Genomic DNA, 24,461 nt, shown 5'->3' on the forward strand with positions numbered 1-24,461 from the left:
TCCACAGGGCGCGAGATAGGCCCCCAGAGGGGTTTGCGGGGGGTCACTCTTGAAGCACGCCACCACGCAAATAGCCCGGAGGCGCATCACCGGAATCGTGAGCAAAGGACGACCATGAGTTTCCCGACGGATCGACCCGCGACCTGGTTCGTGACCGGTACTTCCCGCGGTCTGGGCCGGGAGCTGGTCACGCAGCTGCTCCAGCGTGGCGACCAGGTCGCCGCGACGACCCGTTCCACGGAGCGGCTGCTGGCAGCCCTCGGTGACCGCGTCGACACTTCGCGGCTGCTGCCGCTGACCGTCGACCTGCGTGATGACGAGCAGGTCCGGCAGGCTGTCCGCCAGGCCACGGAGCGATTCGGCGGCCTCGACGTGGTCGTCAACAACGCCGGCTACGGCTACCTGGCCGCGGTGGAGGAGACGAGTGCCCGCGAGGTTCGCGACATGCTCGACGTCCAGGTCGGCTACTTCCGCACCGATTTCCTCACCACCGACTCGCTCGCGCTGCCCGCCTCGACGACGGATGCGTACCCAGGTCTGCGTGAGATGACCGAGAACCACCTGAAGCTCCAGGGCAGCCAGCTGGGCAACCCGGTCAAGGGCGCGGAGGCGATCATCCGCCAGGTTGTCAGCGGCGAGGGCCCGCTGCGCCAGCTGCTCGGCTCGGACGCCCACGCCTACGCCACCGCGAAGGTCGATGCCCTGCGCGCGAACCTCAAGGCCACCGCGCAGACCGCCGACGCCACTGACTTCGCCGACGCCTGAGAATGCACCAATCCATCACAGGAAGGAACAATCGTGAGCAAGATTCTGATCGTCATGTCCGCCGCGAGTATCTGGGAACGCACCGACGGCTCGGAATACCCGACCGGGTACTGGGCCGAAGAGCTCGCCGCGCCCCACGAGAAGTTCGTGCAGGCCGGCTTCGCGGTCGACTTCGCTTCCCCGGGCGGCGTTCTGCAGCCGCTCGACGCCCACAGTGCCGACCCGGAGATCGCCGGCCCGGACTGTGCGCACTACGTGGAGCACGCCGCGCGGGCCCTGAGTGAGTTCGGTCCGCTGCTGAAGCTGGACGAAATCGACATCAACGACTACGTCGCTGTGGTCATCCCCGGCGGGCACGGTCCGGTGGTCGACCTCTACAAGGACCGTGACCTCGGCCGCCTGCTCACCGAGGCGGACGCGGCCGGGAAGATCATCGGGGCCGTCTGCCATGGCCCAGCCGGCCTTCTGTCCGCCGTGGACGAGAACGGCAAGTGGCTGTTCGCAGGCCGGGAGATGACGGCCTTCACCGACGAGGAGGAGCAGAGCTTCGGCACTGCGGAAGGCGCTCCGTGGCTGCTGGCCAGCACGCTGCGTCAGAAGGGTGCGAAGCACTCCGGGGGACCGGCGTACCAGGCGTACAACGTGCAGGACCGGAACCTCTTCACCGGCCAGAACCCGGCCTCCAGCGCCCCCATGGCCGAGGCCATGATCGGCGCGCTCAAGTAGGCATCATGATCGCTCAGGAAGAAGCGTGGAATCCATGGTCACATCTCTGCCTCAACCCGATGCCGTTGGACGTGTCGAGAAGGGCTTGTTCATCGGCGGTCGATGGCGATCGGCATCCGGCGGGGGTAGCTTCTCGGTGGAGGATCCGGCCACCGGGCGGACACTGTGCGAGGTGTCGGACGCGACCGCGGCGGATGCGCTGGCCGCCCTTGACGCTGCAAGTGCCGCACAGGCGAAGTGGGCTGCGGTACCCCCGCGCCGACGGGGCGAGATCCTTCGGCGTGCCCACGATCTGCTGATCGAGCGCATTGACGAGTTCGCGTTGCTGATCACCCTGGAGATGGGCAAGTCACTGGCCGAGTCCCGGGCGGAGGTCGAGTACGGCGCGAACTACTTGCGCTGGTTCGGTGAGGAAGCCGTCCGGATCGACGGAAGCTGGAAGGTCAGCGAGGACGGCACCGCCCGAGTACTGGTCACCCGTCAGCCGGTCGGGCCCTGCCTGCTGATCACGCCTTGGAACGCGCCGCTGGCCATGCCGGCCCGCAAGATCGGCCCGGCCGTGGCTGCCGGCTGCACCATGGTTGTCAAACCCGCGCCGCAGACACCCCTGACGACGGCTGCGTTGGCGGCGCTTCTGACCGAAGCCGGCCTCCCCGGTGGCGTGCTCAACATCGTTCCCACCACACGAGCCGCCGCGATCACCGAGTCCCTCCTCCTGGACGGCCGGCTGCGCAAGTTGTCGTTCACCGGCTCCACGCCCGTCGGCCGCACGTTGCTGTCCCAGGCAGCCGACACCGTCTTGCGGACCTCGATGGAGCTAGGGGGCAATGCTCCGTTCATCGTCTGCCGCGACGCCGACATCGACGCCGCGGTCGAGGGTGCGATGACCGCCAAGCTCCGGAACGTCGGTGAGGCCTGTATCGCCGCCAATCGCTTCCATGTACACGCCGACGTCGTCGACGAGTTCAGTGAGAAGCTCGTCGCGCGCATGAGCACCATCACTGTCGGACCCGGCACGGACCCTGCCTCCGACCTCGGGCCGATGATCGACGTGCGCCAGCGGCGCAGGGTCGCGGACCTGGTCGACGAAACAGTCGATGCGGGCGCCCGGGTGCGCACCGGCGCTCGGGTTCCCGGGGGACCGGGCTACTTCTACCCGCCCACCGTACTCACCAACGTGCCCGCCGGAACTCGCATCACACGCGAGGAGATCTTCGGTCCGGTCGCTGCCATCCAGACCTTCATCACCGAAGCCGAAGTCCTTCACGACGCCAACAACACCGAGTTCGGTCTCGTGAGCTACCTCTACACCCAGGATCTGGGTCAGGCGCTCCGGATGAGCGAACAGCTCGAAACGGGCATGGTGGGTCTCAACCGCGGCTACGTGTCCGACCCCAGCGCTCCCTTCGGTGGCATGAAGCAGTCCGGCATCGGCCGGGAAGGTGGTAACACCGGGATCGACGAATACCTGGAGCAGAAGTACGTAGCCATTCACATGGGTACTCCCCAGTCCGGGGACAACGGTGCCCGCGCCGCGGCAACGCCGATCCGATCCGGCGTCGGTGGGCCGGAGGGCGGGCGATGACCGGGGCGCCCGACTCCGCTGGGTGCGGCGTTCGCGGAGTACGGGCGGATCGCCAAGACGGAGCATTTGCTGCGGGTGGTCGACCCCGTGGACGACACCTACCGCCGTCAGATGAACCGGCAGCTCACCGTGCAGGAGTCCCGCCACAAGCTGGCCCGGGACGTATGCCACGGCAAGCGCGGCACCATCCACCAGGCATACCGCGACGGAATGGAGGACCAGCTCGGCGCGCTCGGCCTGGTCCTCAACGCCACCGTGCTCTGGACGACGCGCTACATCGACACCGCCGTCGCCCAGCTGAAGGCCGACGGCCACGAGATCCGGGACGAGGACATCACCCGGCTCTCCCCGCTCAAGCACCGCAATCCGAACCTGCTCGGCCGCTACAGCTTCGCCGCCTCTACCCCGGCCGCTGGCACCCTGCGCCCCCTGCGTGACCCTGACGCGTCGGAGCTGGACGAGGACGACGGGAGCGGACGAGAGTAGGTCCCGTCCGGCGGATCTGGCTGCCTGGGCAGCCGCAGAGGCAGAGCGGCCACCGGGTGATCGGCAGGGTTCGGCGCAGCAGACAGACAGCCGAGAGGCTCAGGATTTGTCCGTGGCCCCGTCCAGCAGCGCCGCTGCCAGCGTGCGGGCGTGCGCCAGCCGGCTGCCATCGCCCTCCAGGCCGGCCCGCGCCATCGCGCCCTCCAGCAGGAAGGACAGGTGCTCCCCCAGCGCGCTGGCCTCTCCGGGGCGCTCGGGCAGCAGCTGCCCGAGGTGGCCGACGATCAGTTCCTCGACTGTCTCCTTGTGGCGGCGTACGACGTCACGCCCGGCGTCCCCGACGGGCAGCTCGGCCGCCACGTTGAGCAGGCCGCAGCCGCGGAAACCGGTCTCCCGCGCGGCCTCCGCACAATCGGCGTAGGTGTCGAAGACGGCCAGGACCGCCTCGCGGGGGCCCGCCGTCCCCTCCAGTCGTGTGCGGTACGTCGCGAGCCACTCCTCATGCCGGGTGTCGAGATAGGCCCTGACCAGCTCAGCCTTGGAGGAGAAGTTGTTGTACAGGCTTGTTTTGGCCACGTCGGCTTCGGCGATGACCGTGTCGATCCCGGTGGCTGTTACACCGTCGGCATAGAAGCGGCGTGCGGCAGCCACCAGCAGACGCTCCCGGGCCGGCCGCCGCCTGCCGACCGCGGCCGCTCCCGTCTTGATCTCGCTCATCCCACGCTTCCCGAGAACGATGGACAGACAGTTTCCACTATGACGCGCCATCCCCGTTAAATGGACAGACCTGTACAGTTTAGCGCGGCAAGACAGATCTACCCAGTCGGGAGCCGACCGCATGCATTTCCTGCCCAGTAACCTGATCGTTGACGGGGTCCGCATCGCTTACCGCGACCGCGGTGAGGGCGAGCCGGTGGTGTTCGTCCATGGCACTCCCTCGTACTCATACGAGTGGCGGAACGTCGTGCCGCACGTTGAGGCCGTCGGCCACCGAGCGATCACCTACGACCTGCTGGGTTACGGGCGCTCCGAGCGCCCGGTGGACCGCGACACCTCGGTCGCCGCCCAGACGGACCTGCTGGGTGGCCTGCTCGATGCCCTGGGCATCGAGCAGGCCACCATCGTCGCCCACGACATCGGCGGCGCCATCGGTCAGCGGTTCGCCATCGCCCACCCTGAGCGGGTGCGGCGGCTGGTGATCATCGACACGGTCAGCTACGACTCCTGGCCTTCCGAGACCTGGCGGAAGCTCATCGAAGAGCAGGTGGAGGAACACATGCAGCTGCCGCAGGAGGCATTCGACGCCCTGCTCACCCGGCAGCTGGAGATGACGGTGGCCGACGGCGCGGCGACGATGACCGGTGACATCCTCGATGCGTACCTGGCGCCCCACCGGTCGGCGCTGGGCCGCGTCTCCTTCTTCGAGCACCAGGTGCGGCACTACGACTCCCGGTACACCGAGGAGATCACCGACCAGCTCGCGTCCCTGACCATGCCGGTCCGTATCCTCTGGGGCGAGCGCGACCAATGGCAGCCCCTGACCTACGCGCGGCAGCTCGCCGAGGGCATTCCCGGCGCCCGCCTCACCGTCATCCCCGGGGCCGGACACTTCGTGATGGAGGACGCACCCGAGCGCGTCACGGAAGAGATCCTCGACTTCCTTGCCGACTAGTAGGACTCCGTTAGGTCTATCTGTCGGTCGTGTTCAGCGGCATGGTGAATGTGTGGACGCACATGAAGTGAACCGTGTTCGGGCGAGGTTGGCGTTATTCGTAGCTGATGTGTTCGCCTCAGTGCCGCGGAAGGACCAGCGGGCCAAGGGCGACTGCTATCTGCGGGGACTGATGATGGACGGCCGCCGCAAGTCCATCCAGGCCATGGCCTCGCGGTTACCGGACGGCAACGAGCAGAACCTGCAGCAGTTCGTGAACCAGTCCACGTGGGATCCGGTGCCGGTGCGTCGGCGGATCGCAGAGCGGATGGTGCCGCAGATCGGCCCGGACGCCTGGGCGGTCGACGACGTGTCGTTCCCCAAGGACGGAAGGATGTCGGTGGCGGTCGCTCCCCAGTACTGCGGTGCGCTGGGCAAGCAGGCCAACTGCCAGGTCGCGGTCAGCGTGCACGCGGTCTCCGAGACGGCCTCGTGCCCGCTGAGCTGGCGGCTGTTCCTGCCCCAGGGGTGGGCGGATGACGCCCTCCGGCGCCGGCGGACCGGCGTTCCCAGGGACGTCGGACACCGGGAGAAGTGGCGGCTGGCACTGGACGCCCTGGACGAACTGGCCACGTGGCACCTTGTGCCACCGGTCGTGGTGGCGGATGCCGGCTATGGCCAGAACGCTGACTTCCGCGCTGGCCTGGCCGAGCGGGGACACGCCTACGCGGTCGGCATCCGCGGCGACATAACCGTCCAGCCGCACGACGCGGTCCCCACGGCCCTCGCCTGGTCCGGCAACGGCCGCAGGCTCGGCCTGGAAGACGGCGTCGAAGGCCTCGCCGTACTTGCTATCGCGGTCGCGCAGCAAGAAATGCAGGGACTGGATGCGTGTGCCCAGGTCGGCGGTGAGATTCCGCGCCTGCTGCACCGCCCAGTTCCGGGTCGGGTGGGCGGTGATCCCGGTGATGTGCAGCCGCCGGGTGCCGTGCTTGAGGAACACCAGCGCGTACATCCGCCTGCCGAGGGCTGTGTCGATGTGAATGAAGTCTGCCGCGATGATGCCCTCGGCTTGCGCGGTCAGGAACGCGCGCCGGGTGGGGCCTGAGCGACGTGGCGCGGGGTCGATACCGGCCGCGTTGAGGATCTCCCACACCGTCGAGGCGGCGATCCGATGCCCGAGTTGGGCAAGTTCCCCTTGGGTCCGCCGGTGCCCCCTCCCATTTCGCGGCGATGAATCTGCGGTGCCAGGCAAGCAGGGTGCCGGGGGTGACAGGGGAGATCTTGAGCCAGTGGCGTCGGGGTATGAGCGCGGACAGGGCGGCGAACGAGAACCGGTCGGCAGGCTCATAGCGGAACGGTCCGGCCAACTGGCGGCGCGGGACCGCGTTCTCGTGCCGCAGCACCAGCAGTTCCGCGTCCTTCGCGGTCCCGTGGCGGGGGAGCACCGATGGAACAGTCAGCAGCTTCCGGGTCACGTTGTACAGCAAGGACACGATCACGGAGAAACATGATCCCAGCGGACTGGCCGTACCACTCCCACCTGCGACGACGACTTTTCGAGCGGCACAGGGTGGCGGAGCCGTAAGGCGTCACCAAAATCTGCATGGCGATGACAAAAATCGACGTCGTGTAGAGTTTGAAGTGAGGGAGCGGTCCCGCTCCCTTCGAGTCTTCTCTGGAGGAGCAGTGCAGAAGCAGAAGTGGCTGATCACCGGCGTCAGTACGGGCCTTGGACGTGCCTTCGCCCAAGCCGCTCTGGCCGCCGGGCACACCGTCGTCGGTACGGTCCGCTCCGAGGAGGACCTGCGGGCCTTCGAAGGGATCGAACCCGGGCACGCTCACGGCCGCATCCTGGATGTGACGGACGGCGACGCCGTCGCGGGTGTGATCGCGGAGGTGGAGCAGAGCGTCGGCCCTTTGGATGTCGTCGTCGCCAACGCCGGCTACGGCCTGGAGGGCACCTTCGAGGAGACCCCGCTGGCCGAGGTGCGGCGGCAGTTCGAGGTCAACGTATTCGGCGCAGTGTCCACCCTTCAGGCGGCGCTGCCCCACATGCGTCGGCGCCGCCGCGGGCACCTGATGGCCGTCACCTCCATGGGTGGGCTCATGGCCGTGCCCGGCATGTCCGCCTACTGCGGCAGCAAGTTCGCCCTGGAAGGCATCCTCGAGGCGCTGGGCAAGGAGGTCGCGCAGTTCGGGATCCACGTGACGGCGATCGAGCCCGGCTCCTTCCGCACCGACTGGGCCGGACGGTCCATGACACGCGCCGCGCAGTCCATCGACGACTACGACGAGCTGTTCACCCCCATTCGTGAAGCGCGGCAGAAGGCAAGCGGGAACCAGCTGGGCAATCCGGCCAAGGCCGGGGAGGCCGTCGTGCACATCACGTCAGTCGACCAGCCGCCGGCCCACCTCGTCCTGGGCTCGGACGCGCTGCGACTGGTCGCCGCCGCGCGCACGGCCGTGGACGAGGACATCCGCGCATGGGAGACGCTCTCCCGTACGACCGACTTCGCCGAGGGTGCTCAGCTCTGATGCCCGGCCACCACCCCGCCCGGAGCCGGCGCACCACCGAACGCAAGGGCGATGTCCGGGAGCGGGTCATTCTGGACACCTGCGAAGCCCTGCTGGCGCGGAAGGGCTATGACGCCATGACCGTCGGCGACATCGCCCAGGGCGCCGGCATCACACGCGGTGCCCTGTACTTCTACTTCGGCTCCAAGCAAGAAGTGGTCACGGCACTGGTGGCCCGGACCGTTGAGCACCTGTGGGAGCGGTCCCGGGCCACTGCGCAGGCCGACGAGCCGCGCCAGGCCATCGCAGCGGCCATGCGGCGCACGGTCGAGCTGTGGAACGAGCACGGCCTGGTCATGCGCACGGCGATCGACCTGTCGTTGTCGGTGCCGGAGATCGGCGAGTTGTGGAGCCGTACAGCCGACTTGTTCATCACGGCCATCACCGCTGTCCTGGAACGAGCCGGCGTTCAGCCCGGCACCGAACCAGATCAAGCGTCCGCGATGGCACGCGCCCTGTGCTGGATGATCGAGCGGACCTTCTACCACGCCTCACAAGAATCCCGCGAGAAGTTGCAAAAGGCATCCTCGACCTGCGAACACATCTGGCTGGTCAGCGCCGGCCTGACCGTCTGATACATCTGGCATGGACGGTGGAGCATACGACGTTGTCCTATGTGGGTGTGTGAGTCAAGGAGTTGGGTAGGCCGATCGTTCTGTCCCTGAGCACAAGCAGGAGCAGTGGGATCGGTAGCCACTACCGCCCTGGAACGACGAGTACGAGTGGTGAGCAATTAGCATGACTGAACCCCCTGCCCCTGCCGGCAAGTACATCTTCGGGCCCAAAGTTGCGGAAAAGCACACAGAACGGCAGGCAAATGGCTGCGTCTCCGTCGTGTGGGGCGTCTGCGCTCTGAGCGTCAGCGCGTACACCGCATGGAAGCTGTCGGCGCACTACCAGCTGTCGACTGTACTCCGCGCCGTGTTGGTAGCGGCAACAGCACTCGTCGTCGGTGGGGGCGCCGCGCTGATCTCCGGCCTGGTGGCGCGGCGCGGAACGGAGGACAAGCGGGTCGCACAGCTCCGCGCGGAGTACGGAATCGAGGAGAGCGGCAGCGATCCGCAAGGGGACGCCGAGCGATGAGCAACCGTGGAGGACTGCGCTGCTCGGGCCCAGCTTCGTAACGGCTTGTACTGGAGCGCCTCAGGCGTCGAGGACGCGCTCGGCAAGCAGGCTCTCGCCTTCCTGCGGCAACTGGAAGCCGCCTGCCTCGCCGCCGACGAGCTCGCCGAGGCGGTGGAAGCCTCTTTTCTCCAGCACCCGGACGCTGAAGTGATCCTGAGCTTCCCCGGCCTCGGGGTCCAGCTCGGCGCCCGGGTGCTTGCCGAGATCGGAGACGATCGACAGCGGTTCGCCGACGCCCGGGGCCTCAAGGCCTATGCCGGATCGGCACCCATCACCCGCGTCTCAGGCAAGAAACACCACGTCGGACGCCGCATGGTGAAGAACGACCGACTCAACCATGCCGGCTACCTGTGGGCCTTCTCAGCCTTGCGATCTTCGCCCGGAGCCGACGCCCACTACCGCCGTCGACGCGAACAAGGGGACCGGCATGCAGCCGCCCATCGACGAACACGTCGCGTGCCCCTCCGAACTGGCCGCAGCCGCTCGACACGTTGGCATCGTGAGATGTCTGGGCTGGACCGTGCCGAAGGTCCGCGATCCGCACACTGCCGACCTGTGGACGTGGCTGATCATCGCCGCCCACACCCAACTCCGCCTTGCCCGGCCCCTCGCCGAGGATCTTCGCCGCCCCCCTGGGAACGGTCGACGCAGCCTCGTCGGCTCACCCCTGCCCGGGTCCGACGGGGGTTCCGCCACCTCCGCGTGAAGACCGCCCATCCCGCCGACGTGCCCAGACCCTTCAAGTTGAAACGAATGGAAACCCTCACCGAACACGTCCGCCTGAAACAGCAGCAAGGTTAATGATCAAGCTTAGATGACACCGACTGCCTGGGCGCGGTGAACGACCGCCGCCGAGACCACGGCGCGAGGCAGGCTCGCTGACCAGCACCTTTCTTTCAACAACCACATGGGGGGCCGGGGTCCTGCTTGCCTTTTTCCTCGTGCCGCCCGTAATCGTCGAGCAGTAGTTGCGTGGTGATGTTGATGTGCTGGCTGAGTGCCTCGACGACGCCTGGTACATCCCGGGCGATGGCGTGATCGCAGATCATCTGGTGTTCTGCGGCGACATCGCGGTGGCTGTGCTCGGCCGGTGTGCGGGCCCAGCAGCGGTAGACCTCGGCGGCATCGCGCAGCTGTGTGGCGATGTCCCGCAGCGGCCGGTTGGGACATCCTTCCAGCAGGACGCGGTGGAAGCGGGCGTGGGCGTTCAGCCAGCGTTCGCTGAGGGCTCCGTCGTCGCTGAAGTACGGAGTGCGGGCGAGATGGTGGTGTGCCGCGAGCAGATCGGACTCCCACTCGATGGTGCCGGCGGCGACGGACTCCCGGACCACGTGGGTTTCGATGAATACGCGGGCCTCGGTCAGCTCCCGCAGGCGCTCGGGGGAGACGGTGACGACCCGGAACCCTCGCTGCGGCGCGAAGGTCGCCAGTCCTTGGCCGACCAGCCGGGGCAGCGCCTCCCGTATTACCCCGCTGCTGGCGCCGTAGCTGTCCTTCAGAGCTTCCACGCGCAGACGTGAACCGGGCTCGTGCCGTCCGTTGAGGATGTCCGCGCGCAGCCGCTTGTAGATCTCCTCGGCGCGTGTCATGGAGCCGGTCGTGGTCATGTCGAAGATACTAGCCCCTCCCGGGTATTTTATAAAAATCTCGAGATTTCATTGACGTGTCGACGGGGAGGGCGTTGACTCCAGACATTCAGTAGCGAGAGCACCGGAGGCAGCGCACCATGAGGACGACGACCCGATCCGGACGGATGTGTCTGGTGACCGGAGAGGCGGTGATCGATGTCGAGCAAGCCAGTGCTGGTCGGTTTTCGGCTGATCCGCTGGCAGTGTTCGAGGAGTGGGACGCGTTCCGGTCGTGGGCTGCAAAGCTGGAGCCCACGGACGCCCACGGATCGACTGGGCCGGACGGCAGCGTTTCGCCGACGCCGCGGCAGGTGTTCGCGATCGGGTTGAACTACCGCGGCCACGCCCAAGAGGCCAGCCTGGCGACGCCTGAGTCTCCGTCGGTCTTCACCAAGTTCGCCACGGCCCTCACCGGCCCGGACACGCAGCTGAGGCTGCCCAGCGGCCGCGTCGACTGGGAAGCCGAGCTTGTGGTGGTGATGGGGCGCCGGGCGGAGCACGTGGCCGCCGGGGACGCCTGGTCCTACGTGGCCGGGCTGACCGCGGGGCAGGACTACTCCGAGCGCGAGGTGCAGTCCGTCGGACCCGTGCCGCAGTTCTCCCTCGGCAAGTCCTTCCCCGGATTCGCGCCGACCGGGCCGGTACTGGTGACCCCCGACGAGTTCGCGGATCCGGACGACCTGGCGATCGAATGCCTCGTCAACGGGGAGAGCGTCCAGAAGTCCCGCACCTCGTCGATGATCTTCCCGGTCGCGGAATTGATCGCAGGGCTGTCCGCGGTCTGCCCGATGCTGCCGGGCGACCTGATCTTCACCGGCACTCCCGCAGGAGTCGGACACGCCCGCACCCCTCAGCGCTACCTGCGGCCAGGAGACGAGGTCATCACCCGCATCGAGGGCATAGGACAGCTCCGGCAGACCTGCGTCGCCGCCTGAGAGAGGGCACCACCATGGCCTTGCACAGACTGCAGTCACTCACCGTCGGCGTGCCGAACGTGGCCGAGGCTGCCGACTACTACGTCGACTTCGGACTCGAACAGGTGGCACCCGGACGGTTCGTCACCGTCGAAGGCGGTGAACAGTTCTTCCTCCAACATTCCCCCGTCCGGCGCCTGCTGGCGATGACGGTCGCCGCCGACGACGGCGACGACCTGGACCGGATCGCCGCGAACCTGGAACGGCTCGAGCTGTCCTGCGAACGCGACGCCAACGCCCTGCGTACCACGGAACCCATCGCCGGTATCTCGGTGGAAGTGCGCATCGCACCCCGGCTGACCCGGATCACCGTCCCGGCCACCCCGTACAACGGCCCCGGACGCCTGGACCGCGCCGGCACCCGGGCACCCGTACTCTCCCGCACCGACCCGGTCCGGCCCCTGGCCCTGGGCCACGTCGTCATCGGTTCGGTGGAACAGGAGTCGACACAGCGGTTCTTCACCGAAGGACTCGGATTCAAGGTCAGCGATGTCGTCCCCGGCTCGGCCGCGTTCCTGCGCTGCTCCACCGACCACCACAACGTCCTGGTGCAGCAGGCGCCGCTCAACTTCCTGCACCACACCTCCTGGCAGGTGACGGATGTCGACGAGGTGGGCCGGGGCGCCACGCGCATGCTCACCGAGCACCCGGAACGCCATGTGTGGGGGCTCGGCCGCCATCACATCGGCTCAAACTTCTTCTGGTACCTCAAGGATCCGGCCGGCAACTTCAGCGAGTACTACGCCGACATGGACTGCATCGTCGACGACCAGCTGTGGACGCCACGATCCTTCGAAGGAATGCAGGCGCTCTACACCTGGGGGCCTCCGCCGCCGCCGTCGTTCCTCGCTCCCGAAGACCTGGCCGCGCTGATGGCCGGCGCCCATAAGGCCAATAACTGAGAGCGCCCGACACCGTAAACCGCGGCGAGGCGCGTTGCCCCGCGCGCATCACACGGATGAGGCCCGAGCCGCATTCCTGCGCCGACCCGCCGTCGACGAGCCGCACGTAAGACACCTCCGCCCCTTTCCCGCAGCGCCGCGGTCCGCAGTCGCGACGGGTGAGACTGCTGAAATCGGAGCCAGAACATTGAGCACACCAGCCTTCGTCCGTCGGCGCGGCCAACCGTCCCCGGGCCCTTCATCGCCGTCAGGCACCGCACTCGCCGTGGGCCTGGCTGTGATGACACTGGAGGGCTTCGACCTCGTCGCCTACGGTGCGACCACTCCGCTGCTGCTGGACTACCGTCCCTGGCACCTCTCCGTCGCCTTCGTCGGCCTGCTCGGCAGCCTCACTCCGATCGGCATGCTCGTCGGCTCCCTGCTGGTCGGCCAGTTCACCGACCGGTTCGGCCGGCGCCGCACGACCCTGATCAGTATCGCGGTGGTCAGTGCCGGGATGTTCGCCTGCGCCATGGCACCCCTTCCCTCACTGTTCGGCGCCGGCCGATTCGTCGTCGGGCTCGGTGTCGGTGCGATCTACCCGGCGATGGGCCCACTGATCTTCGAACTGGCCCCGGACAGGCGAAAGAACCTTTACTCGGGCATCGTCCAGTGTGGGACCGCCATCGGCGGTTCGTTCGCGGCCCTCGTCGCCAACACACTGCTGAGTGGGCACAGTTTCCACCAGGAGTACCTGGTCGGCGGCATCGCCGGTCTGCTTCTGCTGCCCATGGCCTTCGTCTGGCTGCCCGAGTCCACGGAGTACCACCAGGCGGTCAGCGCGTCGGCCCCCGACCCCGGCAACCGTGGTGTCCGGCTGGTGCTCAGACCGCCCTACCGCGGCACCACCCTGATGTTCTGCGCCATGGCGGCCCTGTCGTTCTTGCTCATCTTCGGCATGAACACCTGGCTGCCGCGGCTGATGCAGACGGCGGACTATCCGCTCCAGGACTCACAGACCTTCCTCGTGCTGCTGAACCTCGGTGCCACCGTCGGCGGGCTCGCGATGGCGCTGCTGGCTGACCGTGCCGGATCGAGGGGCCCGATCACGGCCAGTTTCGCCCTCGGAGCCGCCGCGATCGTCGCCATGAGCGCCCAGCTGCCGCTGCCGGTGCTCTACGGCATCGTGATAGTCGGCGGCTGCGGCGCGGTCGGCGTCCAGGGACTGATCAACGTGTACATCTCACGTTCCTACCCGGTGACCGCAAGGGCCAGCGCGGTGGGTGTCGCGCTCGGGGTGGGCCGCATCGGCGGCATCGCCGGCCCCACGTTCGGCGGCTGGATCCTCGCGGCCGGCCTGGAACCCCGCTGGAACTTCGTCCTCTTCGCCGTCCCCGCCGTCCTCGGCGCAGCCCTCGCCCTGGCTGTCGGCGGACGGACATCCCAGAATCAGGGCCGTCTCGCCCCCGCGCCGCGCGCCAAAGAGCCGACGGCCGGACACACAAAATGAAAGAGCACATCATGGACACCTACGACGTCGCCGTCGTCGGCTGCGGCCCGGTCGGACTGGCTCTCGCACGACTGCTGGCCATGAAGGGGCTCCGGGTCGCCGCCATCGACCCCAACCGGCTCGTCTGCCAGCATCCGCGCGCCACGCATCTCGACGACGAGACCATGCGCCTTCTGCAGACCCTTGGCGCGCAGGACATGGAACACCAGTTCCTGCGCCAAGCCGCCTGGACACTCCACCGGGAGGACGGGCAGGCCTTCCTCCAGCAGAAGCTGCCCGAGGAGGAGTCCGACCAGGGCTGGCGCACCGACTACCAGTTCCACCAGCCCGACTTCGAGTCGCGGCTGCGGGGTCTGCTGGCGGCCGACGCGAACGCGGACCTCTGGTTCGGCTGGATGGCCACCGCGATCGAGCAGGACGACAAAGCGGTGCGGCTCACGCTGCTCGACCGGTCGACCGGAGCCGAAACCACTCTCACGGCCGGCTACGCCGTCGGCTCCGACGGCGCCAACTCCTTCGTCCGGCAGGCGATGAACGCCGAAGTCGAGGACCTCCACGGCACTCAGCGTTCCCTCATCGTCGACATCCACCCCTTCGAACACCCTGCACAGCTCCCGGCGGACAGCGGATTCATCTGGTGCGAGGGGAAGCGGCCCGTGACCTACGTCCCGATCTTCCCGCCCATGCTCCGCTTCGAGTTCATGCTGCTCGACGAGGACGACGCGGCAGAGCTCGAACGACCGCAGTCGGTGTACGACCTGCTGAGCCGCTGGCTGGAACCGGGCAGCTACCGCATCATGCGTACTGACACCTACGAATGGCACGCCCGGCTCGTGCACGGCTGGCGGTCCGACCGTCTGCTGCTCGCCGGCGACGCCGCGCACGAAATGCCTCCCATGCTCGGCCAGGGCATGTGCTCCGGGCTGCGCGATGCCGCGAACGTGGCGTGGAAGCTCGCCGCCGTGGTCAAGGGCGAAAGTCCCCAAGCACTGCTCGACACCTACGAAAGCGAGCGGGCTGCGCACGTGCGCCCTTACATCGAGGAATCCGCTCGGCAGTCCAACCTGATCGAAGCCCTCGGAATGGGCGCGTTCCCGGAGCTGAACGGAACGCAGACGATCGAGAGGTACCGGCCGCTGCTGGGGCCAGGCGTGGTTGTCCAGCCCGGCGGAGGCATCGGGCAACTGAGCCCGCAGCCACGCGGGGCGAACGGGGAGAAGCTGGACGATGTGAGCGGATACGGCTTCACCGTCGTGGGGAAGCCGGAGGTCACGTCCGCCGTGTCCGTGGATGTGCAGCAGCTATGGCGCCAACTCGGCGTGGTGGCCGTCCCGGAGACGGGGCCGGTCATCGACCGCTGGCTGGCCGAACACGCGGCGGCAGCGGCAATCATCCGTCCGGATCGCTACACCTTCGCGCTCGCCGCCGACACGGCGGAACTGGAGCGGGCCACCCGCGACCTGGCGCGGACGGTATCGGTACAGGAGGTGGGCGCGTGAAGGAGTACGCGGCCGGAATGACGTGGGGGGAGGGCCCCCGCTGGCAGCGCGGTGCACTGTGGCTGTCCGACACCCAGGGCGGAAAGCTGTGGACCGACCACGACGGCCCCTGGCGCGGCATCCCGCTGGACGCCATCCCCAACGGCCTTTGGTTCCTGCCGGACGGGCGGCTGGTCGGGGCCATGATGCATCAACGGCGTATCGGCGTGTGGACCGGTGAGCGATTCGACACCTACGCGGACCTGAGCGCGGTGGCCACCGGTCCGCTCGGCGACATGGTCGGCGACCCGCACGGCAACCTTTACGTGGATGACGTCGGCTTCGCCGCGCACGCCGGTGAGCCATTGCGACCGGGTCGGCTGCTGCGCGTTGCGGCGGACGGAGCGGTACATGTGGCCGCCGAAGACGTTGAGTTCCCCAACGGGCTGACCTTCGTCGGCGACGGCCGCACTCTGGTTGTCGCCGAGACCACCCGGCAACGACTGACCGCCTTCACCGTCGCAGACGACGGTGCCCTCACGGACCGTCGCACCTACGCCGACCTCGCCCACCTGATCGGCGACGACGTCCGGCCGGACGGAATCTGGTCGACACAAGACGGAGTCTGGGTGGCCACCACGACCGGACACGCCGTCGCCCTGGTGCGGGAGAACGAGCTGGTCACCTCGATCGGCACCGGGACGCTGCTGCCGATCGCATGCTGCAGCGACGGCGGGAACCGGCTCTTCGTCACCCTCGCCGACACCCATGGCCTCCCCCTGGGCGAGGCCATGGCCACAAAGGCAGTGCACACGACGGTCGCACTGCTCGAAGTACCGAAGGCGGGGGACACCTCATGAGCACGAAGCCACCGGACTGGACCCCGACGACACAGGCTGTCGAAAACGCCCGGATCACCGACTTCACACGGTTCGCCGCACAGCACGCAGGACGTGACCTGAGCGGTGACTACCACAAGCTGTGGGCGTGGTCGGTTGACGACGTGAGCGGCTTCTGGGCCGCGGTGTGGGACTACTTCCGTCTGCCCGAGCGCCCAGCGGGACCCGCGCTGGCGACCGAGGCCATGCCGGGAAGCGTGTGGTTCCCCGGCAGCACGCTGAACTACACGGCCGAGGTGTTCCGCGACCGGACCGGCACCGACACCGCCGTCATCACGGTGACCGAGGACACCGGCCCGGTGGCCATCACCTGGCACCAACTGCGCCGCCAGGTCGCCTCACTCGCGCAGGCACTCACCGGACTTGGCGTGCGCATGGGTGACCGGGTGGTGGGATACCTCCCCAACGGGGTACAGGCCATCACAGCCTTCCTCGCCACCGCCAGCCTGGGCGCGACCTGGGCGGTGTGCGGGCAGGACTACACCGTGGCCGCGGCCGAAGCTCGGTTCACACAACTCCAGCCGACCGTGCTGATCGCCGGGACCGGCTACCTCCACGGCGGGAAGCACATCGACCGCTGTCCCGACGTACAAGCCCTGCGCGACGCACTGCCGACCCTGGCGGCGACCGTCGTCGTAGGGGACGCGACACGGGTGCCCGACGCCCTTGAGTGGTCCGCGCTCACCGAGCACGACGCCGACTTCGCACCCCGCCCCGTCCCGTTCGACCATCCGCTGTGGGTCGTGTTCTCCTCGGGCACGACCGGACGGCCGAAGGGCATCGTGCACGGGCACGGCGGGGTCGTGCTCGAGCAGCTCAAAAACCTGGGCCTACAGCTTGACCTGCGCGCCGGGGACCGCCTGCTGTGGCACACCACACCGAGCTGGATGATGTGGAACGTCTTGGTCGCTGGTCTGCTGCTGGGTGCCACAGCCGTGTGTTACGAGGGCAGCCCGACGTATCCCGATACCGATGCGCTCTGGCAGCTCGCGGCCGGCCTGGAGGTGAAGGTCCTGGGTACCAGCCCCGGCTACCTGGCGGCGTGTCGCAAGGCCGGCGTGCGGATCACCGACCACTGTCCGGCCTCGCTCGAGCGCCTGGGCGTCACCGGCTCGACGTTCCCCGGCGACCTGCAGCACTGGGTCGCCGGCGAGCTCGGGCCCCGGGCACAGGTGGTGTGTACCAGCGGCGGCACCGACGTGGTCACCGCGTTCATCGGTGCCACCCCCACCACTCCGGTCTGGGCCGGGGAGCTGTCCGCCCCCTGCCTGGGCGTGTCCGTGGAAGCCTTCGGCCCGGACGGGAAGCCGGTGCGGGGCGAGGTGGGGGAACTGGTAGTACTCCGGCCCATGCCGTCGATGCCGCTCTCCTTCTGGGAGGATCCGGACGGCTCCCGCTACCGCAACGCCTACTTCGACGTATACCCGGGAGTGTGGCGGCACGGCGACTGGATCACCATCACCGATCAGGGCTCGGTGATCATGCATGGCCGGTCCGACGCGACCCTGAACCGCCACGGCATACGCATGGGCAGCAGCGACATATACGGCCCGGTGGAGGAGCTCGAGGAGATCGCAGAAGCTCTCGTCGTCGGGATCGAGCAGGACGGCGGCGACTACTGGATGCCGTTGTTCGTCACCACCACCGACGGCACTGACGTCGACGACGTGCTGCGCGAGAAGATCCGCAACGCCATACGCCACGGAGCCTCCCCCCGCCACGTACCCGACGAGATCATCCAAGCCCCCGGTATCCCGCACACCCGCACCGGCAAGAAACTCGAAGTCCCCGTGAAACGTCTGCTGCGCGGAGACGCTCAGGACACCGTGGTCGACCCCGGCAGCGTTGACAGACCAGAACTCATCGACTGGTACGCACGGATCGGCGCCGCTCACCGTACGCGACGTGGCACCGCTCTCGGTTCCGCTCCGTCCCGATCAGCGAACGGCAGACCCTAGAGCATTGAACGCTGCCCCGGGCTGCCCGACGCCGAGGCCAGCAGCATCGTTCCTGATAGCGGGGCCAGTCTGTCCGAGACCTGCCTACCGCCTCCGATCACCGCCACACGGCACGACGAAGGAGCCCTGCCATGACCTACATCGCGTTGGAAGAAGCTTTCATCATCCCGGAGTTGTTCTCGCGCCAGCCCTCGTCGCCCCAGAAGATCCAGGTCAGCGACCAGTACGTCAAGGACTGGGGACGACGCCTGGGTGACTTTGAGGAGCACCGTCTTCCCGACATGGACGCACACGGCATCGACATTCAGATCCTGTCGCTGAGCGTCCCCGGCATCCAAGCCGACACCGACGCCGGCGCCGCCGTCGACAACGCCCAGTTTGCCAACGACTTCCTCGCCCAGACCATCGCCCGCCACCCCACCCGCTTCAGGGGGTTCGCCGCCCTGCCCCTGCAGGACCCTGCCGCCGCCGTGACCGAACTCCAACGCTGCGTCGAGCAGCTCGGATTCAACGGTGCCTTGGTCAACGACCACACGCAGGGCCGATACCTGGACGATCCCGCATATGAGGAACTGTGGAGCGCGTTGGAAGAGCTCCGTGTGCCGTTGTATCTGCACCCCGGCTCGCTGCCCTGCGACGACTGGCACGTGATGCGCGGACGGCCCGAGATGTACGGGGCCAGCTGGAGCTGGCAGGCCGAAACCGGCGGCCACGCCATGCGGCTTATCTATGCCGGAGTGTTCGACCGGCACCCCGCCGCAACCCTGATCCTCGGGCACCTCGGCGAGTTCCTGCCGTTCCAACGCTCCCGCATCGACTCGCGCTACCGCTCGCTCCGGGTCGACGAACCGCTCCAGCGGATGCCGTCGCAGTACTTCGGGAGCAACATCCTGATCACCACGAGCGGGGTACTGGCCCCGGAGGCCGTACAAGCCGCCGTGCTGACCATCGGGGCCGACGCGGTCATGTTCGCGGTCGACTACCCGTACGAGGTTACGGCCGACGCGGTGGCCTCGATCGAGAAGGCTGACCTTCCATCCCAGGTGAAGGAGAAGGTTGCCCATCTGAACGCCAGACGTGTGCTGCGCATCTGACCGCAGTGCCTCGTCGGCAAGGTCGCCCAGCTCGGGCAGGGGGTCTGGTCCGGAGAAGACGGCGTGGCGGGCGAGCCGCTCGGCAGCCGTGGGATGCTCGCCGAACAGGAGCGCCAGACCCCGCCGGTGCGACTCCCTGTTCTGCTGCTTCGGCTGGGCATCGGAGTCAGCCGACAGCCGCACCATGCTCTGCCGCCCCCTACTTGTCCAGCTCGCAACCGCCGCGCCGACCTTCGGCGCGACGGCCGGAGCGGTGGCGCCGACGGGGGAGGAGGCGGACACGGGCATCGCACCCTCCCCGGCGGGTGATCAGCTGTCAGATGGAGTCCGGGGCCAAGCCCGGGTCATCCCCGCACTGGGGGCAGGAGGGCCGCGATCTCGGCTGCCGGGCGGGCTGTGTGCAGGCTGAGCAGGTCGGCGATCAGGTCGTCCAGGGGTGGCCAGGGAATGTTCCCGTGGTCGTTGTAGAGGCTGACCAGGCCGTGCAGCGCGGTCCAGAGCATGAGGCCGGCCTGCCACTGCTGCTCCGCCGAGGGCTGCCTGCGCTCTCCCTCGGCGGCGGCCGCCAGGGAGGTCACGACGGCCTCGAGCAGTTCGGCCCCGGCGCCGTGCGCTGATCCGGGGACAAGGTCGTCCGGCATCCGCCCGCCGAAGAGAGTGCGGTAATGGCCGGGCTGGCCGACTCCCCAGCGCACGTAGGCCGCGCACCGGGCGACGAGGTCGACCAGTGGATCCGGGGCTGACTGCGCGGCCTGGTCCATCAAACGGGCCAGTTCCTCATAGCGCAGCCGCAGCACGTGCTGGATCAATGCGCTCAGGTCGGGGAAGTGGCTGTAAATGCTGGCAGGTGCCACCCCCACCTCACGCGCTACCTGCCGCAGCGTCAGCGTCTCCGGCTGATCAAGGGTGGACAGCAGCTTCGCCGCGGCGTCTACGAGCTGGGCCTTGAGAACCTGCCCCTGCCCGCGCGGATTGCGGCGACGGGGAGCGGAGCGCTCCTGAGACGACATCTTCGCCCCCTTCCAGTGCGAACAGTTGACCAACAGATGTTCACCGTACAGGCAGCCACGCCTTGACATCACTAACCAACGGTTGTTTACTGAAGTAACCAACAGTTGTTCAGTTAGAGGATGAATGATCATGCGCATAGCCGTACTCGGAGCGTCAGGGCGGACCGGCGGCGCGCTCGTCGATAAAGCGCTGGAACGGGGACACGAGGTCGTGGCCCTGGTTCGCACGCCGGCCAAGGTCACCGTGCCCGCGTCGCGGCAGGTCGAGGTCCGGAAGGCGGATGTCACCGACCCGCAGAGCTTCCCCGACCTGACCGACGTCGACGTGACCGTCTCTGCCATCGGTATCGGTAAGGGTGACGGCCCGGGCGCACTGGTCGCCGGGGCCAGGGTGCTCGCGGCGGCGAACGTTCGCGCGACGGTATGGCTCGGCGCACTGGGCTCGGGCGTGTCGAGTCGATCGGGTGGGCTGATCTATGCGGGGGTGATGCGGATGTTCGTCGGCTCGGAGCTGGCCGAGAAGGCCGAGGCCGACCGGATCGCCCTGGATGCCGGCGCTACGGTGTTCCACGCCCCGGACGTCACCGATGGCCCTCTCAGCCCTACCCGCCACATCGTGCCACTGGCGGACCTGCGGCGTCCGCTGCTGCCGCCCCGAATCTCCCGGGTCACGCTGGCCTCCTTGTTGCTGGACGAGGCGGAGACGGGCCGGCACGGTACCGGAATCGTCGTACCCCTGAGTTAGTCATCGGTTGACGCGACAGCCCCCGTTGTCCACGGGGGCGGGAGCGAACCACCATCGGCAACCGCGATCGCGGTTGTGCGGACGGCCGTGCCCGGCACCGACGCGTGACAGGGGGCTGCCCCTCGTCGGGCACGCCGAGGTCAACGAGCACCGGCCGTCGCGGTACCCCGAACAAAATCGCCTGGGCGAATCAGGCATCGCCTGGTGCGAGTAACTGCACCGGAAGGTCATCATGAGCAACTTCTCAGCAAAAATCGGACTCGTGACGGGTGCTGGAAGCGGAATCGGCCGCGCGACGGCGATCGAGCTGGCCCGGCAGGGCGCCACCGTCACCGTCACCGACATCAACGAGGCCACAGCCGTCGAGACAACCGAAATGATCAGGAAGGACGGCGGAGAGGCACTGGCACTCAGCGTCGACATCGCCGACGAGGACGCGGTACGGACGGCCGTCGAACGCACGGTCGAGACGTACGGCGGCCTCGACTTCGCCGTGAACAACGCCGGCCTGGACTCACACCACCGGCAGCTCGACCAGATGCCCCTGGAGGAGTTCGAGCGCGTGACCCACGTCAACCTGGGCGGGACCTTCCTCTGCATGAAGTACGAGCTACCCGCTCTGCAGAGCCGCGGCGGCGGCGCGATCGTCAACGTCGCCTCCAACGGCGGCCTGTACGCAATCCCGACCGCCCCCGCCTACGTGGCAGCCAAGCACGGCATCGTCGGGCTCACCAAGGTCGCCGCCGTGGACTACGCGCCGCACAACATCCGCGTCAACGCCGTCTGCCCCGGCCCGACCCGTACGCCCGGCTTCGAAAGGGTGGCGGCCGGAACCGACTTGATCGCGATGCAGGAGGCGATCACCCCACTCGGCCGGATGGCCACATCGGAAGAGGCCGCCGCAGCCGCGGTCTGGCTCTGCTCGGACGCCGCGTCCTACATCACCGGGATCGCGCTGTCGGTCGACGGCGGACGGCGGGCATGAGCGTCATCGCGGTCGAGGAGTACACGGCCGCCGAAGCCCTCAGCCTGCCCCGGCCTCGGAACATCCGCGCCACACAAGGACGGAGTCGCCGTCAGCGACCCGACGACGGCTCATGAACGATCGAGGCTAACGCTTGTCGCAACATTCCTTGATCATTAGGGGTGTGTTGATGGCGAGGCGGGGGCGTAATATTCCCGAGGCAGGGACAGCCGCCACTGCAGCGGGCAGGAGGCGGTGTCGGTCGCGGCGTGGACGCTGACCGCCACCTGGCAGTTGGCGCGCTTGCCCAGCGCCCCGCAGTACTGCGGGGCCACAGCGACCGACATTCTTCCGTCCTTGGGCACCGACACATCGTCGATCACCCAGGCCGTCGGGGCGATGAGCGGCAGCATCCGCTCGCAGATCCGACGCTGCACCGGCACAGGGTCCCAGGTGGACTGGTTCACGAACTGCTGAAGGTTCTGCTCGTTGCCGTCCGGCAGCCGAGCGGCCATGGCCTGGAGCGACTTACGGCGGCTGTCCAGCATCAGTCCCCGCAGGTAGCGGTCACCCTTGGCCCGCTGGTCCTTGCGCGGCACCGAGGCGAACACATGCGCCCTGGGCCCGGGTCGTCAACGATGTGGCGGCGCGGACATCAACGTGTACGCGGGTCGGCCGCAAGAGCTGAGTTCGTATCCGCCCGTCGAGTCGGTCCGTCAGATGACCTCCTTCTCCTCGGTGACCATCACGGCCACCGAGTCCATGTCGATGAAGCGTGCTTCGTCGGGGTTGACCAGCGTCCGGTAGTTGTCGGAGGCGAAGAAGGCGTCGTGGTCCTCCCAGTCCTCGAACCAGATTTCCGTCAGGCCGTCGTAGGCACGGGGCGGGTAGTTTTCGGCGGGGACCGGGTGGGACACGGTGTACTTGCGCACGTAGCGCTCCGCCTCCGGGATGGAGGTGAACAGCGGCGCGTGCCGATCCCGGTGGTGCTCGACAAAACGCTCGTACGACATTCCCTCGACGCGGTTGATCATGAAGATGAGCTTCAGCATGGAGTTAACCTAAAAGCTCACATTGATGTCAGGGGCAAGTGAGCCAGGAGGATGGGAGGAGTTCGGCATGCGGATCGGTGAATTGTCCGCCCGGACGGGAGCCAGCCGCCGGTCGCTGCGCTACTACGAGGAGCAGGGCCTGCTCGTCAGCTCCCGCTCGCCCAGCGGACAGCGCCATTACGAGGACGAGCACGTCCAGCGGGTACGCCTGGTGCAGGCGTTTCTGGCGGCGGGCATGTCCAGCGGCACCATCGTCGAGATGGTGCCCTGCATGACCGAGCCGAGCGAGGACAGGGCGCGGCAGGCACTGGAGATCATGGGCCGCGAGCGGGCCCGGCTGTCCGAGGCCATCGACGGCCTCGCCGCCGCCAGGGCCGCGCTGGACCACCTCATCGAGGACAACCACGCGTACCTGACACGGTCGGCGGACGACGAGGCGTGAACTGGGCGGCGTTTGGATCAGCGTGCGGACCAGAGGAAGGCACCTGCGACGTGGAGTCCGGCCAGGTAGATGGTCGCGGTCTTCTCGTAGCGGGTGGCAATGCCGCGCCACTGCTTCAAGCGGTTGATGCACCGCTCGACGGTGTTGCCCTGCTTGTACGCCTCCCGGTCGAAGGCAGGCGGTCTGCCACCGGCCCGTCCGCGGCGCATCCGGTTGGCCCGCTGCACCGCCGGCCTGGCCGGCGGTGAGGACGAACGCCAGTGGCCGGCACCGGCCGTCGGCCGCGAGGTGGATCTTCGTGGACGGTCCGCCGCGGCTGCGGCCGATGGCGTGGTCGTCCGGCTCGCAGTCCGGGGCCCCTTTTTGCGGGCCCCGGCCGCGTGCTGGTGAGCGCGTACGATCGTGGAGTCCACCGAGACGGCCCAGTCCGGGTCCTCGTCCGCGGCGGACTGGGCCACCCGGTGAACACCCGCTCCCAGGTGCCGTCAACGGCCCACATCCGCAACCGCGCACCGGACGACGGTGCCAGGTCAGCAGTGTGCCCGGGGTGACAGCCGATGGTGACGTAAGGACAAGTCCTAGCTGAACCGAGGATCCTATAGACCCTTGATGTCGCTCGAGGCGGCTGTGCTTGGCGGTGGAGCCGTTTGGGCGCTGCGAACTTTGCGACGGGGCGTCGCCAGTCGCCTGCACTCTGGCAGATGCTCTGGCCACCATTACGCCAGCCTTCGTCGAACCGGGGGCTGCGTACTCGGCCCCCCCGGCGTGCTGCGTCCCGAACCCCGCTCAGGTGTCCGACTGCTTACCGCAGTCGAGGTCGCGGCCCGGGCGACGGCCGTGTGCGCCGCCAGTTGACGCAAGGTGGTCCACGGCCCACGAGTACAGGGCGCATCTCTTTGAATTGATGCGCT

The 24,461-nt window shown here is 68.0% G+C and carries 21 protein-coding genes and 7 pseudogenes; 21 read left to right on the plus strand and 7 right to left on the minus strand.

All coding sequences use genetic code 11. The features are described from left to right. The first annotated feature begins 114 nt into the window (after positions 1 to 114). The 4 genes and pseudogenes from SSOG_RS37110 to SSOG_RS37125 all read left to right on the plus strand — a co-directional run. The gene (locus SSOG_RS37110) at positions 115 to 765 is read left to right on the plus strand and encodes an SDR family NAD(P)-dependent oxidoreductase (protein WP_039939587.1); all 651 of its coding nucleotides are present in this window, start codon (positions 115 to 117) and stop codon (positions 763 to 765) included. A gap of 33 nt (positions 766 to 798) precedes the next feature. Beyond that, a complete protein-coding gene (locus tag SSOG_RS37115) occupies positions 799 to 1,491 on the plus strand; it encodes a type 1 glutamine amidotransferase domain-containing protein (RefSeq protein ID WP_009719426.1) in 693 nt (230 codons plus the stop codon). A gap of 34 nt (positions 1,492 to 1,525) precedes the next feature. Next, positions 1,526 to 3,076 (plus strand): NAD-dependent succinate-semialdehyde dehydrogenase, encoded by a 1,551-nt coding sequence (locus SSOG_RS37120; protein WP_039942317.1) that lies wholly within the window; start codon positions 1,526 to 1,528, stop codon positions 3,074 to 3,076. A 3-nt stretch (positions 3,077 to 3,079) separates the two neighbouring features. Further along, a pseudogene (locus SSOG_RS37125) lies at positions 3,080 to 3,562 on the plus strand (Tn3 family transposase); the annotation flags it as partial. 99 nt (positions 3,563 to 3,661) lie between these two features. Here SSOG_RS37125 and SSOG_RS37130 read toward each other — a convergent pair. Then, the gene (locus SSOG_RS37130) at positions 3,662 to 4,279 is read right to left on the minus strand and encodes a TetR/AcrR family transcriptional regulator (RefSeq protein WP_009719429.1); all 618 of its coding nucleotides are present in this window, start codon (positions 4,277 to 4,279) and stop codon (positions 3,662 to 3,664) included. 121 nt (positions 4,280 to 4,400) lie between these two features. Between SSOG_RS37130 and SSOG_RS37135 the strand changes: the two genes are divergently transcribed. Both SSOG_RS37135 and SSOG_RS37140 read left to right on the plus strand, forming a co-directional pair. Continuing rightward, on the plus strand, positions 4,401 to 5,234 hold the full coding sequence (locus SSOG_RS37135; RefSeq protein ID WP_039939588.1) for an alpha/beta fold hydrolase: 834 nt from the start codon (positions 4,401 to 4,403) through the stop codon (positions 5,232 to 5,234). A gap of 52 nt (positions 5,235 to 5,286) precedes the next feature. Beyond that, positions 5,287 to 6,024 (plus strand): annotated as a pseudogene (locus SSOG_RS37140) (IS701 family transposase); the annotation flags it as partial. Here SSOG_RS37140 and SSOG_RS56710 read toward each other — a convergent pair. Continuing rightward, positions 6,025 to 6,715, minus strand: a pseudogene (locus SSOG_RS56710) (integrase core domain-containing protein); the annotation flags it as partial. 187 nt (positions 6,716 to 6,902) lie between these two features. Between SSOG_RS56710 and SSOG_RS37145 the strand changes: the two are divergent. The 5 genes and pseudogenes from SSOG_RS37145 to SSOG_RS56715 all read left to right on the plus strand — a co-directional run. Continuing rightward, entirely contained in the window at positions 6,903 to 7,751 is an 849-nt protein-coding gene (locus SSOG_RS37145; RefSeq protein ID WP_009719433.1) for an oxidoreductase, read from the plus strand. Further along, entirely contained in the window at positions 7,751 to 8,365 is a 615-nt protein-coding gene (locus SSOG_RS37150) for a TetR/AcrR family transcriptional regulator (RefSeq protein ID WP_009719434.1), read from the plus strand. Before SSOG_RS37145 ends, SSOG_RS37150 begins: the two co-directional genes overlap by 1 nt. 163 nt (positions 8,366 to 8,528) lie before the next feature. Continuing rightward, positions 8,529 to 8,873: a hypothetical protein gene (locus SSOG_RS58650; protein WP_009719435.1), complete on the plus strand. Its 345-nt coding sequence runs from the start codon at positions 8,529 to 8,531 to the stop codon at positions 8,871 to 8,873. Positions 8,874 to 8,939: 66 nt separating this feature from the next. Next, a pseudogene (locus tag SSOG_RS49500) lies at positions 8,940 to 9,359 on the plus strand (IS110 family transposase); the annotation flags it as partial. A gap of 64 nt (positions 9,360 to 9,423) precedes the next feature. Beyond that, positions 9,424 to 9,653: pseudogene (locus SSOG_RS56715) on the plus strand (NF041680 family putative transposase); the annotation flags it as partial. Positions 9,654 to 9,811: 158 nt separating this feature from the next. Here the strand turns inward: SSOG_RS56715 and SSOG_RS37160 are convergent. Next, a complete protein-coding gene (locus tag SSOG_RS37160; RefSeq protein WP_009719437.1) occupies positions 9,812 to 10,522 on the minus strand; it encodes a GntR family transcriptional regulator in 711 nt (236 codons plus the stop codon). 119 nt (positions 10,523 to 10,641) lie between these two features. Between SSOG_RS37160 and SSOG_RS37165 the strand changes: the two genes are divergently transcribed. From SSOG_RS37165 to SSOG_RS37195, 7 genes are all read left to right on the plus strand, one after another. Beyond that, positions 10,642 to 11,478 carry a fumarylacetoacetate hydrolase family protein gene (locus SSOG_RS37165; protein ID WP_009719438.1) on the plus strand — a complete coding sequence of 279 codons (837 nt, stop codon included), beginning with the start codon at positions 10,642 to 10,644 and terminating at the stop codon, positions 11,476 to 11,478. A gap of 14 nt (positions 11,479 to 11,492) precedes the next feature. Further along, positions 11,493 to 12,419 carry a VOC family protein gene (locus SSOG_RS37170; RefSeq protein ID WP_009719439.1) on the plus strand — a complete coding sequence of 309 codons (927 nt, stop codon included), beginning with the start codon at positions 11,493 to 11,495 and terminating at the stop codon, positions 12,417 to 12,419. 280 nt (positions 12,420 to 12,699) lie between these two features. After that, complete coding sequence (locus tag SSOG_RS37175) at positions 12,700 to 13,908, plus strand: MFS transporter (protein WP_245606456.1); 1,209 nt, start codon at positions 12,700 to 12,702, stop codon at positions 13,906 to 13,908. Between the two features lie 11 nt (positions 13,909 to 13,919). Further along, complete coding sequence (locus tag SSOG_RS37180) at positions 13,920 to 15,407, plus strand: bifunctional 3-(3-hydroxy-phenyl)propionate/3-hydroxycinnamic acid hydroxylase (protein WP_039939592.1); 1,488 nt, start codon at positions 13,920 to 13,922, stop codon at positions 15,405 to 15,407. Next, complete coding sequence (locus tag SSOG_RS37185; RefSeq protein WP_050800075.1) at positions 15,404 to 16,246, plus strand: SMP-30/gluconolactonase/LRE family protein; 843 nt, start codon at positions 15,404 to 15,406, stop codon at positions 16,244 to 16,246. Before SSOG_RS37180 ends, SSOG_RS37185 begins: the two co-directional genes overlap by 4 nt. Continuing rightward, positions 16,243 to 18,243 carry an acetoacetate--CoA ligase gene (locus SSOG_RS37190; protein ID WP_009719443.1) on the plus strand — a complete coding sequence of 667 codons (2,001 nt, stop codon included), beginning with the start codon at positions 16,243 to 16,245 and terminating at the stop codon, positions 18,241 to 18,243. Before SSOG_RS37185 ends, SSOG_RS37190 begins: the two co-directional genes overlap by 4 nt. A gap of 131 nt (positions 18,244 to 18,374) precedes the next feature. After that, complete coding sequence (locus SSOG_RS37195) at positions 18,375 to 19,337, plus strand: amidohydrolase family protein (protein ID WP_009719444.1); 963 nt, start codon at positions 18,375 to 18,377, stop codon at positions 19,335 to 19,337. A 344-nt stretch (positions 19,338 to 19,681) separates the two neighbouring features. Here the strand turns inward: SSOG_RS37195 and SSOG_RS37200 are convergent, their stop codons facing one another. Then, positions 19,682 to 20,347: a TetR/AcrR family transcriptional regulator gene (locus SSOG_RS37200; RefSeq protein WP_167542530.1), complete on the minus strand. Its 666-nt coding sequence runs from the start codon at positions 20,345 to 20,347 to the stop codon at positions 19,682 to 19,684. A gap of 130 nt (positions 20,348 to 20,477) precedes the next feature. Between SSOG_RS37200 and SSOG_RS37205 the strand changes: the two genes are divergently transcribed. Further along, a complete protein-coding gene (locus tag SSOG_RS37205) occupies positions 20,478 to 21,092 on the plus strand; it encodes an NAD(P)-dependent oxidoreductase (protein WP_050800076.1) in 615 nt (204 codons plus the stop codon). Between the two features lie 232 nt (positions 21,093 to 21,324). Then, positions 21,325 to 22,077 (plus strand): SDR family NAD(P)-dependent oxidoreductase, encoded by a 753-nt coding sequence (locus SSOG_RS37210; protein ID WP_039939595.1) that lies wholly within the window; start codon positions 21,325 to 21,327, stop codon positions 22,075 to 22,077. Positions 22,078 to 22,265: 188 nt separating this feature from the next. On the opposite strand, the pseudogene SSOG_RS37215 reads toward SSOG_RS37210, so the two are convergent. After that, positions 22,266 to 22,667 (minus strand): annotated as a pseudogene (locus SSOG_RS37215) (IS701 family transposase); the annotation flags it as partial. A gap of 105 nt (positions 22,668 to 22,772) precedes the next feature. After that, complete coding sequence (locus SSOG_RS37220) at positions 22,773 to 23,108, minus strand: EthD domain-containing protein (protein WP_009719449.1); 336 nt, start codon at positions 23,106 to 23,108, stop codon at positions 22,773 to 22,775. Positions 23,109 to 23,175: 67 nt separating this feature from the next. Here SSOG_RS37220 and SSOG_RS37225 point away from each other — a divergent pair, with 67 nt between their 5' ends. Beyond that, complete coding sequence (locus SSOG_RS37225) at positions 23,176 to 23,550, plus strand: MerR family transcriptional regulator (protein ID WP_039939597.1); 375 nt, start codon at positions 23,176 to 23,178, stop codon at positions 23,548 to 23,550. Positions 23,551 to 23,567: 17 nt separating this feature from the next. Here SSOG_RS37225 and SSOG_RS49510 read toward each other — a convergent pair. Then, positions 23,568 to 23,877 (minus strand): annotated as a pseudogene (locus SSOG_RS49510) (transposase family protein); the annotation flags it as partial. Positions 23,878 to 24,461: the final 584 nt, after the last annotated feature.

Source organism: Streptomyces himastatinicus ATCC 53653 (genome assembly GCF_000158915.1).
In the GTDB taxonomy this organism is placed as follows: domain Bacteria; phylum Actinomycetota; class Actinomycetes; order Streptomycetales; family Streptomycetaceae; genus Streptomyces; species Streptomyces himastatinicus.

Excerpts from the sequence above, each read along its gene's own strand:
- SSOG_RS37110 (WP_039939587.1), top strand. The coding sequence starts at position 115 with ATGAGTTTCCCGACGGATCGACCCGCGACCTGGTTCGTGACCGGTACT.
- SSOG_RS37120 (WP_039942317.1), top strand. The coding sequence starts at position 1,526 with ATGGTCACATCTCTGCCTCAACCCGATGCCGTTGGACGTGTCGAGAAG.
- SSOG_RS37130 (WP_009719429.1), bottom strand. The coding sequence starts at position 4,279 with ATGAGCGAGATCAAGACGGGAGCGGCCGCGGTCGGCAGGCGGCGGCCG.
- SSOG_RS37135 (WP_039939588.1), top strand. The coding sequence starts at position 4,401 with ATGCATTTCCTGCCCAGTAACCTGATCGTTGACGGGGTCCGCATCGCT.
- SSOG_RS37150 (WP_009719434.1), top strand. The coding sequence starts at position 7,751 with ATGCCCGGCCACCACCCCGCCCGGAGCCGGCGCACCACCGAACGCAAG.
- SSOG_RS58650 (WP_009719435.1), top strand. The coding sequence starts at position 8,529 with ATGACTGAACCCCCTGCCCCTGCCGGCAAGTACATCTTCGGGCCCAAA.
- SSOG_RS37160 (WP_009719437.1), bottom strand. The coding sequence starts at position 10,522 with ATGACCACGACCGGCTCCATGACACGCGCCGAGGAGATCTACAAGCGG.
- SSOG_RS37165 (WP_009719438.1), top strand. The coding sequence starts at position 10,642 with ATGAGGACGACGACCCGATCCGGACGGATGTGTCTGGTGACCGGAGAG.
- SSOG_RS37170 (WP_009719439.1), top strand. The coding sequence starts at position 11,493 with ATGGCCTTGCACAGACTGCAGTCACTCACCGTCGGCGTGCCGAACGTG.
- SSOG_RS37175 (WP_245606456.1), top strand. The coding sequence starts at position 12,700 with ATGACACTGGAGGGCTTCGACCTCGTCGCCTACGGTGCGACCACTCCG.
- SSOG_RS37180 (WP_039939592.1), top strand. The coding sequence starts at position 13,920 with ATGGACACCTACGACGTCGCCGTCGTCGGCTGCGGCCCGGTCGGACTG.
- SSOG_RS37190 (WP_009719443.1), top strand. The coding sequence starts at position 16,243 with ATGAGCACGAAGCCACCGGACTGGACCCCGACGACACAGGCTGTCGAA.
- SSOG_RS37195 (WP_009719444.1), top strand. The coding sequence starts at position 18,375 with ATGACCTACATCGCGTTGGAAGAAGCTTTCATCATCCCGGAGTTGTTC.
- SSOG_RS37200 (WP_167542530.1), bottom strand. The coding sequence starts at position 20,347 with ATGTCGTCTCAGGAGCGCTCCGCTCCCCGTCGCCGCAATCCGCGCGGG.
- SSOG_RS37205 (WP_050800076.1), top strand. The coding sequence starts at position 20,478 with ATGCGCATAGCCGTACTCGGAGCGTCAGGGCGGACCGGCGGCGCGCTC.
- SSOG_RS37210 (WP_039939595.1), top strand. The coding sequence starts at position 21,325 with ATGAGCAACTTCTCAGCAAAAATCGGACTCGTGACGGGTGCTGGAAGC.
- SSOG_RS37220 (WP_009719449.1), bottom strand. The coding sequence starts at position 23,108 with ATGCTGAAGCTCATCTTCATGATCAACCGCGTCGAGGGAATGTCGTAC.
- SSOG_RS37225 (WP_039939597.1), top strand. The coding sequence starts at position 23,176 with ATGCGGATCGGTGAATTGTCCGCCCGGACGGGAGCCAGCCGCCGGTCG.